Origin of the sequence: Streptomyces sp. NPDC088097 (assembly GCF_044741845.1) — a bacterium.
Taxonomy (GTDB): domain Bacteria; phylum Actinomycetota; class Actinomycetes; order Streptomycetales; family Streptomycetaceae; genus Streptomyces.
Map to the genome: position 1 here is coordinate 356,295 of NZ_JBIUTJ010000006.1, position 14,207 is coordinate 370,501.

Consider the following 14,207-nt stretch of genomic DNA (forward strand, 5'->3'; position numbering starts at 1 on the left):
TCGGGACAGGTGTCCCGGCGCCCCTTACCCGTTCTTTACGATGCTCGGCATGAAGGAACCCTCCCGTCAGGCGCGCTGGGAGCGCCGTACGCAGCTCCCGCTGCTGGTGCTCGCCGTGACCTTCGCCGTCGCCTACGCCGTACCGATCGTCGTCCCCGACGCGGGTGCGGAGGTGCACCGGGCCTGTACGCACGCCGAGTGGGTGGTCTGGGCGGCCTTCGCCGTGGACTACCTGGTGCGCCTGGTCCTCGCCCGGGACCGCCGGCTGTTCGTGCGGACGCACTGGCTGGACCTGGCGGCTGTGGTGCTGCCGCTGGCGCAGCCGCTGCGGCTGCTTCGCCTGGTCGCGACCCTGATGCTGGTGGGCCGGCGGGCCCGGATGGCCCCGCAGGTGCGGCTGACCACGTACGTGGCCGGGGCCGTGGTGGGCCTGTTGATGTTCGGCTCCCTCGCCGTGCTGAGCGTGGAGCGCGACGCCCCGAGGGGCAACATCAAGAACCTGGGCGACGCGGTGTGGTGGTCCTTCACCACGATGACGACGGTCGGGTACGGGGACCACTCCCCCACCACGGGGCTCGGTCGGCTGGTCGCGGTCGGTCTGATGCTGTCGGGGATCGCCCTGCTCGGTGTGGTGACCGCCAACATCGCCGCCTGGTTCATCGCCCGCTTCGAGCGGGACGACCAGGTGGAGCGGCTCCAGTTGGCGGCGATCCACGAACTCCGGTCCGAGGTGCGGGCGCTGCGGGGCGAGGTCGCCCGGCTGGGGGTCGCCGGGCCGGGGCCGTTGCCCGCCCAGGCCGACCAGCCGGCCGGCGAAGACGAGCCGGCCGCCCGGGATCGGCCGGTCACCGGGGATCAGCCGGTCACCACCCCCGTCACCTCTCCCACACCTTGAACGCCCTGATCTGGTAGGGGGACTGGGGCAGCCAGACCCCGTCCCCCGGGTAGGTCTGGAACTCTCCCGTCTCCGCGCAGTCCGCCGACTGGTAGGTGGTCACGGGGCGCCCGATCCGGTTGGTGAGGGACTGGGCGCTCGCTCCGGCCGGCAGCGCGGTGCAGCTGTTGATGTCGAGGGTGCTCAGTTCGAAGACGTACCGGGTCCCCTTGAACTCGGGCTTCGCCCACAGGCACAACTGCCCGGTGGCGCAGGCTCCCAGGGTCGGCGGGCCGGCCGCGTGCGCGTCCGCGGCCGTGCCGGGGACGAGGGCGGTGGCGGCGAGCAGGGTGGCGGCGAGGGTGATGACGCGTGCGGTGCTCCACGTACGCATGACGGATCGTCTCCTGGTGGACGGGCGGGCTCCGGACCGTTTCCGAATGCTCCGCTGCACCCACGCTGACCTGCGATGACGTCTGGGCGAAAGGGGCTGCTGGGCAGTCCATCCGGATAGGCGACAGCCCCGCCGGAACCATCCGGCGGGGCTGTCTCGGGCGTCGGGTTGACCCGGCCGTAACGGTCGGGCGTACGGCTCAGATGTGGGCCGCTCCCGCTCCGGCGGCGGCGTTGTCCCCGCGCTTGGTGAAGCAGGCCACGATCGCGGCGAGGACCGCGACGACCCCGGCGACGGTGAAGGCGGTGCTCATGCCGGACACGAACGTGTCGTGCGCGACGGCGGTGATGGCCCGCGCGACCGGCTCGGGAGCGCCGGGCGGGACCGGCGCGATGCCGACCTGGACTCCCTTCTCGGCGAGGTCGAGCTGCTCGGGGGTGAGCGGAGGCAGCTGCGCCGCCCGCCAGTTGTCCCCGAAGGCGTCGCCGACCTTGGCGGCCATGACGGCGCCGAGGACGGCGGTGCCGAGGCTGCCGCCCACCTGCATGGCGGCCTGCTGGAGTCCGCCGGCCACGCCGGACAGTTCGAGCGGGGCGTTGCCGACGATGACCTCGGTGGCGCCGACCATGACGGGGGCGAGGCCGAGGCCGAGCAGGGCGAACCAGAGCGACATGGTCAGGGTGCCGCTGTCCGGGGTGAGCCGCGCCATCCCGAAGCAGGCGACGGCGGTGGCGACCATGCCCGCGACGAGCGGGGCGCGCGGGCCGACCTTGGTGATGGCCGCTCCCGCCAGGGGCGAGCCGACGATCATCATGCCGGTCAGCGGCAGCAGGTGCATGCCGCTGTCGACGGGGCTCATGCCGTGCACGTTCTGCAGGTAGAAGGTGACGAAGAAGAGGCCGCCCATGAAGGCGAAGGCCATCAGCACCATCAGCACGGTGCCGGCGGACAGGGGCAGCGAGCGGAACATGCCGAGCGGGATCAGCGGTTCGGAGATCTTCGATTCCCAGATGGCGAAGAGGACGAAGCAGAGCACGGAGCCGCCGAGGAAGGCCAGCGTCCTGGTGTCGCCCCAACCCCATTCCGAGGCCTTGATGAGGGACCAGATCAGGGAGAACATCGCGCCCGAGAGCAGCAGGATGCCGACGATGTCGAAGGAGCGCGGGGCGTTCTCGGCCCGGTGGTCGAGCAGGATGAACAGGCCGAAGAGCAGGGCGACGACCCCGACCGGCACGTTGATGAAGAAGACGGACTGCCAGCTGACGTGCTCGACGAGCAGTCCGCCGACGATGGGGCCGGCGGCGGTCGAGGCGCCGATCACCATGCCCCAGATGCCGATCGCCATGTTCAGCTTCTCGGCGGGGAAGGTGGCGCGCAGCAGCCCGAGGGCGGCGGGCATCAGCAGGGCGCCGAAGACGCCCTGGGCGACGCGGAAGCCGATGACGAGCCCGACCCCCGTGGAGAGGCCGATCGCGGCGGAGGACAGCGCGAATCCGGCGATGCCGATGAGGAAGGTCTGACGGTGCCCGAAGCGGTCGCCGAGCTTGCCCGCGGTGATCAGGGAGACCGCGAGGGCCAGCAGGTAGCCGTTGGTGATCCACTGCACTTGGGCGAGCGAGGCGCCGAGGTCCTTCTGGATCGCGGGGTTGGCGACGGCGACGATCGTGCCGTCGAGGGTGACCATCATGACGCCGATCGCCACGGCGAAGAGGGTCAGCCATGGGTGTCCGCGCAGTCCCGATCGGACCGGTGCGGGGCCTTCGCCCGAGCCCGGCCCCTTGGTCAGATCAAGCTTTGAGACGGTGGTCTGACTAGTCATGCGAACAGGCTAGTGACAGCGACTGACACTTCACAAACGGCTTGGTGGGACGGTCTCTGTCACGTCGGTCACAGGTACCCTGACCGCTCACTCAGCGTCAGAAAGGACCCTCCGGTGATGACCGATCTGCGGCCGGCGCCGACCGCCCCGGCGGCCGGACTGCGCGAACGCAAGAAGCGGCGCACCCGGGACGCCCTGCTGCGCGCCGCCCTCCTCCTCTTCGTCTCCCAGGGGTACGAACGGACCACGGTCGACGAGATCACCGACACCGTCGACGTATCCCAGCGCACCTTCTTCCGCTACTTCGCGAACAAGGAGGAGGTCGCCTTCGCGGTCCAGGACCTGGTCGAGTCGCACTTCATCGCCGCGCTGCGGGCCCGGCCCGCCGCCGAGGGGCCCCTGGAGGCCATGCGCAACGCGGTGCTCGCCGCCTGGGACACCGTCGACGAGGCCATCTCCGAGGTCGTACCCGTCGAGCTGTACATGCGCGGCTACCGACTGATCGAGTCCACCCCCGCCCTGCTCGCCGTCCACCTGCGGCGTTCCATCGAGTTGGAGGAGCAGATCGCCCGGCTGATCGCCGACCGCGAGGGGCTGGACCTCGACCTCGATCCGCGGCCGCGGGTCGCGGTCGCCGCGTTCTCCGGCGTGATGCGGGTCACCGAGCGGCTGTGGGGGCGGGGCGAGGACACGAGCGTCGCCGCGATCCGCCGGATGACCGAGGCGCACCTCGACCAGATCGGCCCGGCCCTGGCCGGGGACTGGCGCGGACCCCGGTCGGGCACCGGCGCATCTCACGACAACGGAAAGTGACGCTCTCGTAGGTCCGTCCCACGGTCGGCCGTGAGCCCGGTCACCCGGCGCGCCACAGCCTCCCACGGTCTCCTACGCTGACCGTAGTGAACCTGCCCGGGCACCTCGCCCTCCCCCACCCGGACGCCCCCTCGCGCCTCACCGCCCTGCGCACCCTGCTCGCGCTGGCGGTGGTCTTCGTCATGCTGGCGACGACGGGCTGGACCGCCGTCCACCGCCCCGAGGCCGCAGCTCCCCCGCGCGTCGCCGCCCTCGCGGCCTGGGCCGCGGCCCGGATCGACGGCCGCGCCGTACCGCTCGCCGACGCCCCCGCGCGCACGGTGGCCCGCTTCTTCTCCTCCCTCGACGGAGCGCAGCGGACCCGACTGGCCGAGGGGTACCCGCTCATCGTGGGCAACCTCGACGGCGTCCCCCCGGAGACCCGCTACCGGGCCAACCGTCAGTCCCTGACCCAGTTCGCCCGGCTGGAGGAGACCCGCGGTCGGGACGTGGGCCTGGCCCCGTCCGACCGCACCACCGCCGTCCGCCGCGCCCACCGCTTCGAGTCCCTCGCCGAGCCCGACCGGCAGATCCTCCTCTTCGACCCCACCGGCAGCGGCCGCGTCGCCGAGGTCTTCGGCGACCTCGACACGGCCCGCCGGGTCTCGGTGGTCGTCCCCGGCGTCGACACCGACGCCGTCACCTTCGAGCGCAGCCAGCGCCGACTGACCGCCCCCGTCGGCATGGCCGAGTCCCTGTACGAGGCCGAGCGCGCGGCGGCGCCCCGCGGCCGCACCGCCGTCATCGCCTGGGCCGGCTACACCGCGCCGACCGGGGTGGGCGTGGACGCCGCCACCGGCCGGCTCGCCGCGCTGGGCGCCGTACGACTGGAAGCGCTGGCGTCGACCCTGCCGGGGAACGCGACCATGGCCCTGTTCTGCCACAGCTACGGGTCGGTGGTGTGCGGGGTCGCCGCGCACCGGCTGCCCGGCAGGGTCACGGACCTGGTGGTGGCCGGCAGCCCCGGCATGCGCGCCGAGAACGCCGCCGAGCTGCACACCACGGCACGGGTCTGGGCGATGCGCGACGAGGGCGACTGGATCGCCGACGTGCCGCATCTGGAGGTCGGCGGCCTCGGCCACGGGGCCGACCCGGTGTCCCAGGAGTTCGGCGCCCGGCTGCTGTCCTCGGCCGGAGCACGCACCCACACGGGCTACTTCGAGCCGGGAACCGCCTCGTTGGACAACTTCGCGAAGATCGGAACCGGCGCCTTCGGTTCCGTCGCGTGCGCGAACGGCACCGACGACTGCCGCCGCGAGATCGCCACGACGGACGCCGGCTGAGCCTCCCCGCCCCGCCCGCCGGTCGTTTCGTCTTCTCGGGAAACCGTCCTGCGCGACGAGGGGGACGTACGGGGGCACATCCCCTTACGATGAGCCGCATGGGTGACGTACTGGCCGGAAATCACGCCGTCTGGGAGTTCGACTCGGACTCGGTGCTCATCCGCTTCGCACGGGGGATGCGCACTCCACGGCTCTGGCACGCCTTGGGCGAACGCCGGATGCCCTTCGAAGCGCTGTCCGAGGTGACCACCGCCGCCGTGAGCACCGGCCGGCGGGAATCGATCGTGCTGCGCGCCGTCCCTCGGGCGGGCGCCGACCCCCTCGCGGAGGCCGCCGCGGGCCAGCTCAGGGAGGTCCTCGACCCCTACCGCCTCGTACTGCCCGCCGACCGGGGGCCGGAGGCCGAGGCCTTCGCCGAAGCGATCCGCGAACGGCTCGGCCCCGACGCCGGCCGACCCGCCGACCGCTTCCTCGTGGGGGCCCCGCAGCCGCCCCTGCTGCTGAAGGCGTACGACGCCCGGGTCGCCTTCGACGGCGCCACCGTCACCTTCCACTGGTCCAGGACCGGCGCCACCGGCACGAAGTGGAAAGCGGGCGACCAGCGTTGCGCGCTCGCCGCCGTCACCGACGTGGAGTGGACCGCCCCCGGCCGCCCCGGCGGCGGCCACCTGCGGCTGCGCCTGCGCGACACCCCCGGTGACCCCCGCCCCGACCACGACCTGACCACCGCGGTCTTCGGCGTCGGCTCCGGCGCCGTGCACGACTCCCTGCCGTTCGCGGCGGCGCTGCTCGGGGCCCTCAAGAGGGCCCGCTCCACCTCCGAGGTGCTCGAAGCCTGACTGGAGCCCGACCCCGGCGCGCCGGGCGGAGGGGGACGGAGCGGGACGGGCCGCGCCGGCTACTCCTCCCGCGAGGCCGAGGTGGAGGACATGTCCGGGTAGCGGTCGCCGGAGACCCGGGCGGCGATCGGCTCCAGCAGGGCCAGCTCCGCGTCCGTCAGGGTGATCCGGGTCGCGGCGGCGTTCTCCGCCAGCCGGGACGGCTTGCGGGTGCCCGGGATCGGGACCACCGCCAGGCCGTGCACCGCCGACCGCCGCTGCACCCAGGCCAGCGCGATCTGCGCCGGGGTGGCCCCGTGCGCCGCGGCGATCTCCAGCACCGGGGCCAGCAGGGCCGCGTTGGCCCGTGCGTTGGCCCCGGTGAAGCGGGGCTGCGCGCGCCGGAAGTCGTTGGCCGGGAGGTCCGCCGAGGCGTCCTTGAAGGCGCCCGTCAGGAAGCCCCGGCCCAGCGGGGAGTACGGCACGAACGCCACGCCCAGCTCCGCCGCCGCGCCCACCGCGCTGCGCTCGACGTCCCGGCTGAACAGGGACCACTCCGACTGGAGCGCCGCGATCGGGTGCACCGCGTGCGCCTCGCGCAGCTCCGCGCCGGTGACCTCGCTCAGGCCCAGGTGGCGCACCTTGCCCTCCCGCACCAGCTCGGCCATGGCGCCCACCGACTCGGCCAGCGGCACGGCCGGGTCGCGCCGGTGCATGTAGTAGAGGTCGATCACGTCCACGCCGAGCCGGCGCAGGCTGCCCTCGACGGCCTGCCGTACGTACGCCGGATCGTTGCGGATCCCCCGGTACGCGGGGTCGTCGCTGCGCTCGATGGCGAACTTCGTGGCCAGGGTGATCTCGTCGCGGTGGGCGGCCACGAAGGGCGCGAGGAACTCCTCGTTCGCGCCCCGCCCGTAGACGTCCGCCGTGTCGATGAGGGTGACCCCGGCGGCCAGGGCCGCTTCCAGGGTCGCGCGGGCCGCGCCCTCGTCGGTGTCCCCGTAGAACTCGCTCATGCCCATGCAGCCGAGGCCCTGGACGCCGACGACCGGGCCGCCCTTGCCCAGTTCGGTCCGCTCGATGGTGGTGCCGTGCTCCGTCATGACTGTGCCTTCGCCTTCCCCGCGACCGTGTTCATCGCATACATGCCGATCTTGAAGTCCAATACGCCCAGCGCGTCGTTCAGCTCCGTGATCCGGGCCCGCACTTCCTCGCGGGTCCGTTCCAGCAGCTCCCTGCGCTGCTCGGTGGTGTGCTCCCCCTCGCGGACCAGTTCCGCGTACCTGACCATGTCCGCCACCGACATTCCGGTGGCGCGCAGCTTGCCGACGAAGGCGAGCCAGCCGAGGTCCTGGTCGGTGAACCGTCGCTGGCCCGAGTGCGAGCGGTCCACGTGCGGCATCAGGCCGATCCGCTCGTACCAGCGCAGGGTGTGCTGGGTCAGGCCGGTCCTGGCCTCGACCTCGCTGATCGTGTAGCGCGTCTGCGTCTGCATCTGCGTCAGGCTCATGGCTCCACGCTAAAACCCTGGAGTGCACTCCAAGCAAGTAGGCTCGGCGCATGGAGAGCCTGGAGATCATCGAGAGCTGGCCGGTGCCGACCGCGGCGGCGGCCGTCGTGCGCGCCGACGGGAGCCTGGCGGGTGCCCACGGCCCCGTCGACCACCGCTTCCCGCTGGCCTCGGTGACCAAGCCGCTCGCCGCGTACGCCGTCCTCGTCGCGTACGAGGAAGGGGCGCTGGAGCTGGACGAGCCGGCCGGGCCCGAGGGATCGACGGTCCGTCACCTCCTCGCGCACACCAGCGGCCTGGCCTTCGACGAGCACCGTGTGATGGGGCCGCCCGGGCAGCGCAGGCTCTACTCCAACGCCGGTTTCGAGGTGCTGGGCGACCACCTCGCCAAGGCCACCGGGATCCCCTTCGCCGAGTACCTGCACCAGGCCGTCTTCGAGCCGCTGGGCATGGCCTCCTCCGGCCTGCGGGGCTCGCCCGCCAAGGACGGCGTCTCCACCGTCTCCGACCTGGCGCGTTTCGTCGCCGAGCTACAGGCTCCCCGGCTGCTGGACGTCCGGACGGTCACGGAGGCCACCTCCGTGGTGCACGGCGGCCTCAAGGGCGTGCTGCCGGGCTACGGGCACCAGTCCCCCAACGACTGGGGCCTCGGCCTGGAGATCCGCGACGGAAAGTCCCCGCACTGGACGGGCCTGACCTCCTCGCCGCGCACCTTCGGCCACTTCGGCCAGTCCGGCACCTTCCTGTGGGTGGACCCGGACGCCCGCGCCGCGTGCGTGGCGCTGACCGACCGCGCCTTCGGCCCCTGGGCCGTGGAGGCCTGGACCCCCTTCACCGACGCGGTCCTCGCGGAACTCCGCACGGCGTAGGGCGGCGGGGCTTCAGGCCGGGAGTTCCCAGATCAGGAGTTCGCCCGGGGAGCCCGCCGTGATCACCAGATCCTTCTCGCCGGTGATCCGCGCCGCGTCCCCGGGTCCCAGCTCCTGCCCGTCCACCCGCAGGTCCCCGCGCACCACGTGCAGGTAGACCCGCTCGGCGCCCGGTACGGGGATCCGCTCGCCCGCCCCCGGCCGGCGTACGTGCAGCACCGCGCCGGCCGTCGGCACCTCGTACGGCGTCCCCTCCGCGAGGCCCCGTACGACCTCGTACGCCGGCTCCCCGCCGGCGGCGAGCGGGGCCAGCCAGGTCTGTACGAACCGCAGCGGGGTCGCGCCGTCGTTGCGCTCCACGTGCCGCGCGCCGTCCCCGGCGCCGAGCCGCTGCACGTCACCGGGGCGGACCAGTCCGGTGTCGCCGGTGCTGCCGTCCTGGTGGGTCAGTTCGCCCTCGACCACCCAGGTGACGATCTCGGTGTGGCTGTGGGGGTGCTCGTCGAAGCCGGATCCGGGGGCGAGGCTCTCCTCGTTGCAGGCCAGGACCGGACCGAAGCGGATGTTGTCCGGGTCGTAGAAGGAGCCGAAGGAGAAGGCGTGCCGGGTGGCGATCCCGGCGCCGGGGTCCCCTCCCTCGTACCGGTCGGCGGCGCGGCGTACGTCAATCATGGGGGCCACCGTAGCCCCAGGCCGGAGACCTGTCGTGGACCGGAGTCCGCGCCGGTGCGCTGATAAGGCAGTCTTGTCCCGTGCCCCAACCCGAACGTGAGCAGTCCCCCGAGAGCCGCCCCGCGCATCCGGCCCACCCGCATGCCGCGACGCTGCGGCGGCTGGAGAAGTCGTCCGGACGGCTCGCCGCCAACGCCATCGCGCGCATGGACGAGACCCTGCCGTGGTACCGGGCGATGCCACCGGAGAACCGTTCGTGGATCGGCCTGGTCGCACAGGCCGGCATCGCGGCGTTCACGGAGTGGTTCCGGCACCCGGAGACCCCGCAGGCCATCTCCACGGACGTCTTCGGGACGGCTCCGCGCGAGCTGACCCGGGCGATCACCCTGCGCCAGACCGTCGAGATGGTCCGTACGACGATCGAGGTCATGGAGACCGCGATCGACGAGGTGGCGGCCCCCGGCGACGAGTCGATCCTGCGCGAGGCGCTGCTGGTGTACGCCCGGGAGATCGCCTTCGCGACCGCCCAGGTCTACGCCCAGGCCGCCGAGGCGCGCGGGGCGTGGGACGCCCGCCTGGAGTCCCTGGTGGTCAACGCGGTGCTGTCGGGCGAAGCCGACGAGGGCGCGCTGTCGCGGGCGGCGGCGCTCGGCTGGAATTCGCCGGAGCACGTCTGCGTGATCCTGGGGACCGCCCCGGAGGGGGACAGCGAGCTGACGGTCGAGGCGATCCGCCGCGCGGCGCGCCACCACAAGTTGCAGGTGCTGACCGGAGTGCTCGGCGACCGCCTCGTGGTGATCACGGGCGGCAGCGACAATCCGATGCAGGTGGCCAAGTCCCTGATCGGGCCGTTCGCCGCCGGCGCGGTGGTGGCGGGGCCGGTGGTCCCCGACCTGCTGAACGCCACCAAGTCCGCCCAGGCGGCGGCGGCCGGGCTCAAGGCCTGCACGGCCTGGCAGGACGCGCCGAGGCCGGTGCTGGCGGACGATCTGCTGCCGGAGCGCGCCATTGCCTCGGATCCCTCCGCCAGGGAGCAGCTGGTGGAGGAGATCTACAGGCCGCTGGAGGAGGCGGGCTCGGCGCTGTTGGAGACGCTGAGCGTGTACCTGGAGCAGGCGAGCAGTCTGGAGGGGGCGGCGCGGATGTTGTTCGTCCACCCCAACACGGTGCGCTACCGGCTCCGACGTGTGACCGACGTCACCGGCTGGTCACCGTCCGACGTTCGTTCGGCGTTCACGCTGCGGATCGCCCTGATCCTGGGGCGCCTGGCCGACGGAGATCCTCAGTCCTAGACTTTTGTCGGACATCAACAATTAGCCCGACGGTTCTTCGTCCCTGTCCCCACGGGCGCCGGGGACCGTCCACAAGAGAGAGTGTGAGGGTGCTCGTACTCGTCGCTCCCGGCCAAGGCGCTCAGACGCCCGGCTTCCTGACTCCCTGGCTCGGTCTCCCCGGTGCCGCCGACCGCGTTGCCGCGTGGTCGGACGTCATCGACCTCGACCTGGCCCACTACGGCACGCACGCTGACGCCGACGAGATCCGCGACACGGCCGTGGCCCAGCCGCTGCTGGTCGCGGCGGGCCTGCTGGCCGCTTCCGCCCTGGACATCGGGGTCTTCGGCGCCGTCGCGGGCCACAGCGTCGGCGAGATCACCGCCGCCGCCATCGCCGGCGTGCTGTCCGAGACGGACGCGCTGCTGCTGGTCCGCAAGCGCGGGCTGGCCATGGCCGATGCCGCCGCCGTCACCGAGACCGGCATGGCCGCGGTCCTCGGCGGCGACCAGGACGTGGTCCTCGCGCACCTGGAGAAGCTGGGTCTGACCCCGGCGAACATCAACGGAGCCGGCCAGATCGTGGCCGCCGGAACCGCGGAGCAGATCGCCGCCCTGGTGGCCGAGAAGCCCGAGGGCTCCACGAAGGTCGTCGCCCTCAAGGTCGCGGGCGCTTTCCACACGCACCACATGGCCCCCGCGGTCACCACGCTGGAGAAGGCCGCGGCCGATCTCGCGCCGGCCGCCCCCGCGCTGAGGTACGTGTCGAACAAGGACGGCCGCATCGTCGAAACGGGCGCCGACGTCGTCGCCCGCCTCGTGGGCCAGGTCGCGAACCCGGTCCGCTGGGACCTGTGCATGGAGACGTTCGCCGAGCTGGGCGTCACCGGGATCGTCGAGCTCTCCCCCGGTGGCACCCTGACGGGTCTGGCCAAGCGGGCGCTGAAGGGCGTTCCGGGCGTGGCGCTGAAGACCCCGGACGATCTCGTCAAGGCCGCGGCGCTCGTCGCCGAGCAGACGGCCTGAGAGAAGGAGCCCATCAGCATGTCGAAGATCAAGCCTGCCAAGGGTTCCCCGTACGCCCGCATCCTCGGGGTCGGCGGCTACCGTCCGGTCCGTGTGGTGCCCAACGAGGTCATCCTGGAGACGATCGACTCGTCCGACGAGTGGATCCGTTCCCGGTCCGGCATCGCGACCCGACACTGGGCCTCGCCCGAGGAGACCGTCGCCGCGATGTCGGTGGAGGCCTCCGGCAAGGCGCTGGCCGCCGCCGGGATCGCCCCCGAGCGGATCGGCGCGGTGATCGTCTCGACGGTCTCGCACTTCAAGCAGACCCCGGCCATCGCGACCGAGATCGCCCATCGGATCGGCGCGGTCAAGCCCGCCGCGTTCGACATCTCCGCGGGCTGCGCCGGCTTCGGCTACGGCCTGACGCTGGCCAAGGGTCTGGTCGTCGACGGCACCGCCGAGTACGTCCTCGTCATCGGCGTGGAGCGGCTCTCGGACCTGACCGACCTGGCGGACCGCGCGACGGCCTTCCTGTTCGGCGACGGCGCGGGCGCCGTGGTCGTCGGCCCCTCGGACGTTCCGGCCATCGGCCCCACGGTGTGGGGTTCGGAGGGTGACAAGTCCGAGACCATCAAGCAGACCGTGCCGTGGGACGAGTACCTCGGCAAGGAGTCCGGGGAGAAGTTCCCGGCCATCACGCAGGAGGGTCAGGCGGTCTTCCGCTGGGCCGTCTTCGAGATGGCCAAGGTGGCCCAGCAGGCGCTCGACGCGGCCGGGATCACCACGGACGACCTGGACGTCTTCATCCCGCACCAGGCCAATATGCGCATCATCGACTCGATGGTGAAGACTCTCAAACTGCCGGAGCACGTCGCGGTCGCCCGTGACGTGGAAACCACCGGCAACACGTCGGCCGCCTCGATTCCGCTCGCCATGGAGCGGCTCTTGGAGACCGGAGCGGCGAAGAGCGGCGACACCGCGCTCGTCATCGGCTTCGGGGCGGGGCTCGTCTACGCCGCGACGGTCGTTACCCTCCCCTAGGGTCCGGGAGCCTTCCCGGTCCTGATCCACCCATCAGTTACAGAAGGAGCGCCACATGGCCGCCACCCAGGAAGAGATCGTCGCGGGCCTCGCGGAGATCGTCAACGAGATCGCCGGCATCCCCACCGAGGACGTCGCGATCGAGAAGTCCTTCACCGACGACCTGGACGTCGACTCCCTGTCCATGGTCGAGGTCGTCGTCGCCGCCGAAGAGCGCTTCGACGTCAAGATCCCGGACGAGGACGTCAAGAACCTCAAGACGGTCGGCGACGCCGCGGACTACATCCTGAAGAACCAGGCCTGAGCCTGACGAGCGTTTGTCGCCACCTGGCGGTGGCGCCGTGACAATTCAGCACCCCCTGAGACGTGGAGAAAGAATTCCTGTGAGCCCGACCAATCGCACCGTGGTCGTCACCGGTATCGGCGCAACCACTCCGCTGGGTGGCGACAGCGCTTCGACCTGGGAAGGTCTGCTCGCCGGCCGGTCCGGCGTCTCGCCCTTGGAGGGCGAGCGCTTCGCCGAACTGCCGGTTCGCATCGCCGCCCAGGCCGCCGTGGACCCGAGCGAGGTACTTCCCAAGCCCCTGGCCCGCAAGCTCGACCGCTCGGCGCAGTTCGCCATCATCGCGGCGCGAGAAGCCTGGGCCGACGCGGGCTACACCGGCCCGGCGGGCGAGGACGAGCAGATCGTCCCCGAACGTCTGGGCACCGTGATCGCCTCCGGCATCGGCGGCGTCACCACCCTGCTCGACCAGTACGACGTACTGAAGGAAAAGGGCGTGCGCCGGGTCTCCCCGCACACCGTCCCCATGCTCATGCCGAACGGCCCCTCGGCCAACGTCGGCCTTGAGGTCAACGCCCGCGCCGGTGTCCACACCCCGGTCAGCGCGTGCGCGTCGGGTGCCGAGGCCATCGGCTACGCGGTCGAGATGATCCGCACCGGCCGTGCCGACGTGGTCGTCGCCGGCGGCACCGAGGCGGCGATCCACCCGCTGCCGATCGCGGCCTTCGCCAACATGATGGCGATGTCCAAGAACAACGAGAACCCGACCGAGGCGTCCCGCCCGTACGACAAGGGGCGCGACGGCTTCGTCCTCGGCGAGGGCGCGGGCGTGATCGTGCTGGAGTCCGCCGAGCACGCCGCCGCGCGCGGCGCCCGGGTCTACTGCGAGGTGCTGGGCCAGGGCCTGTCCGCGGACAGCCACCACATCGCGCAGCCGGAGCCCACGGGTCGCGGTGTCGCGGCCGCTCTGCGCAACCTGCTGGACAACACCCGGCTCGACCCGTCGGAGCTGGTCCACATCAACGCGCACGCCACGTCCACCCCGCAGGGTGACACGGCCGAGCTGAAGGCCCTGCGCAAGGTGCTGGGCGACGAACTCGACCACATCGCGATCTCGGCGACGAAGTCGATGACGGGGCACCTGCTCGGCGGCGCGGGCGGCATCGAGACCGTCGCGACAGTGCTGGCGCTGTACCACCGGATCGCCCCGCCGACGATCAACGTCCACGAGCTGGACGACGACATCGACGCGGACATCGTGCGCGACGAGCCCCGCAAGCTCCCGGCCGACGGCCCGATCTCGGCGATCAACAACTCCTTCGGCTTCGGCGGCCACAACGTGAGCCTCGCCTTCCGGAGCGTCTGACCTCGGACACCACGAGAGGGGCCCCCCCCCCGCCCCCGCCCGGGGGGGGGCCCCCCCGGGGGGCCGGGGGGGGCCCCCCCCCCGGGGGGGCCCCCGGGCCGGGGCCCCCCCCCCCCCGGGGGGGGAGGGTTTACCGTGATGGTGCCCC

Annotated in this window: 15 protein-coding genes; 10 read left to right on the top strand and 5 right to left on the bottom strand. The window is 72.4% G+C overall.

All coding sequences use genetic code 11. From position 1 onward, the window contains the following. Window positions 1-49 precede the first annotated feature (49 nt). Window positions 50-895, top strand: a complete 846-nt coding sequence (locus tag ACIOD1_RS21125; protein WP_401903872.1) for a potassium channel family protein — start codon at window positions 50-52, stop codon at window positions 893-895. On the opposite strand, the gene ACIOD1_RS21130 is transcribed toward ACIOD1_RS21125, so the two are convergent. Continuing rightward, the gene (locus ACIOD1_RS21130; RefSeq protein ID WP_401903875.1) at window positions 876-1,268 is read right to left on the bottom strand and encodes a peptidase inhibitor family I36 protein; all 393 of its coding nucleotides are present in this window, start codon (window positions 1,266-1,268) and stop codon (window positions 876-878) included. The two genes, ACIOD1_RS21125 and ACIOD1_RS21130, sit on opposite strands and share 20 nt — an antisense overlap. Window positions 1,269-1,467: 199 nt before the next feature. Beyond that, window positions 1,468-3,087, bottom strand: a complete 1,620-nt coding sequence (locus ACIOD1_RS21135) for an MFS transporter (protein ID WP_365614294.1) — start codon at window positions 3,085-3,087, stop codon at window positions 1,468-1,470. Between the two features lie 117 nt (window positions 3,088-3,204). Here ACIOD1_RS21135 and ACIOD1_RS21140 point away from each other — a divergent pair, with 117 nt between their 5' ends. The 3 genes from ACIOD1_RS21140 (at window position 3,205) to ACIOD1_RS21150 (ending at window position 6,061) form a co-directional block, all read left to right on the top strand. Beyond that, window positions 3,205-3,900, top strand: a complete 696-nt coding sequence (locus tag ACIOD1_RS21140) for a TetR family transcriptional regulator (RefSeq protein WP_365614297.1) — start codon at window positions 3,205-3,207, stop codon at window positions 3,898-3,900. 182 nt (window positions 3,901-4,082) lie between these two features. Beyond that, window positions 4,083-5,222 carry an alpha/beta hydrolase gene (locus tag ACIOD1_RS21145; RefSeq protein ID WP_365615032.1) on the top strand — a complete coding sequence of 380 codons (1,140 nt, stop codon included), beginning with the start codon at window positions 4,083-4,085 and terminating at the stop codon, window positions 5,220-5,222. 98 nt (window positions 5,223-5,320) lie between these two features. Continuing rightward, on the top strand, window positions 5,321-6,061 hold the full coding sequence (locus ACIOD1_RS21150; protein WP_401903877.1) for a DUF4429 domain-containing protein: 741 nt from the start codon (window positions 5,321-5,323) through the stop codon (window positions 6,059-6,061). Window positions 6,062-6,120: 59 nt separating this feature from the next. On the opposite strand, the gene ACIOD1_RS21155 is transcribed toward ACIOD1_RS21150, so the two are convergent. Both ACIOD1_RS21155 and ACIOD1_RS21160 read right to left on the bottom strand, forming a co-directional pair. Next, complete coding sequence (locus tag ACIOD1_RS21155; protein ID WP_365614303.1) at window positions 6,121-7,143, bottom strand: aldo/keto reductase; 1,023 nt, start codon at window positions 7,141-7,143, stop codon at window positions 6,121-6,123. Next, a complete protein-coding gene (locus ACIOD1_RS21160; RefSeq protein ID WP_365614306.1) occupies window positions 7,140-7,550 on the bottom strand; it encodes a MerR family transcriptional regulator in 411 nt (136 codons plus the stop codon). The genes ACIOD1_RS21155 and ACIOD1_RS21160 overlap by 4 nt, the downstream gene beginning before the upstream one ends. 50 nt (window positions 7,551-7,600) lie before the next feature. On the opposite strand from ACIOD1_RS21160, the gene ACIOD1_RS21165 reads away from it, so the two are divergent. Further along, on the top strand, window positions 7,601-8,419 hold the full coding sequence (locus tag ACIOD1_RS21165) for a serine hydrolase domain-containing protein (RefSeq protein WP_401903880.1): 819 nt from the start codon (window positions 7,601-7,603) through the stop codon (window positions 8,417-8,419). A 12-nt stretch (window positions 8,420-8,431) separates the two neighbouring features. On the opposite strand, the gene ACIOD1_RS21170 is transcribed toward ACIOD1_RS21165, so the two are convergent. Further along, the gene (locus ACIOD1_RS21170; RefSeq protein ID WP_365614312.1) at window positions 8,432-9,091 is read right to left on the bottom strand and encodes a pirin family protein; all 660 of its coding nucleotides are present in this window, start codon (window positions 9,089-9,091) and stop codon (window positions 8,432-8,434) included. An 80-nt stretch (window positions 9,092-9,171) separates the two neighbouring features. Here ACIOD1_RS21170 and ACIOD1_RS21175 point away from each other — a divergent pair, with 80 nt between their 5' ends. The 5 genes from ACIOD1_RS21175 (at window position 9,172) to fabF (ending at window position 14,059) form a co-directional block, all read left to right on the top strand. Beyond that, on the top strand, window positions 9,172-10,383 hold the full coding sequence (locus ACIOD1_RS21175) for a helix-turn-helix domain-containing protein (protein WP_365614315.1): 1,212 nt from the start codon (window positions 9,172-9,174) through the stop codon (window positions 10,381-10,383). A gap of 89 nt (window positions 10,384-10,472) precedes the next feature. Then, on the top strand, window positions 10,473-11,387 hold the full coding sequence (locus ACIOD1_RS21180; RefSeq protein ID WP_401903883.1) for an ACP S-malonyltransferase: 915 nt from the start codon (window positions 10,473-10,475) through the stop codon (window positions 11,385-11,387). Between the two features lie 18 nt (window positions 11,388-11,405). Then, window positions 11,406-12,410: a ketoacyl-ACP synthase III gene (locus ACIOD1_RS21185; RefSeq protein WP_365614321.1), complete on the top strand. Its 1,005-nt coding sequence runs from the start codon at window positions 11,406-11,408 to the stop codon at window positions 12,408-12,410. 55 nt (window positions 12,411-12,465) lie between these two features. Then, window positions 12,466-12,714, top strand: coding sequence for an acyl carrier protein (locus ACIOD1_RS21190; protein ID WP_365614323.1), 249 nt, complete (start codon window positions 12,466-12,468; stop codon window positions 12,712-12,714). Between the two features lie 79 nt (window positions 12,715-12,793). Further along, window positions 12,794-14,059, top strand: a complete 1,266-nt coding sequence (gene fabF, locus ACIOD1_RS21195) for a beta-ketoacyl-ACP synthase II (protein WP_365614326.1) — start codon at window positions 12,794-12,796, stop codon at window positions 14,057-14,059. The last annotated feature ends 148 nt before the right edge of the window (window positions 14,060-14,207 follow it).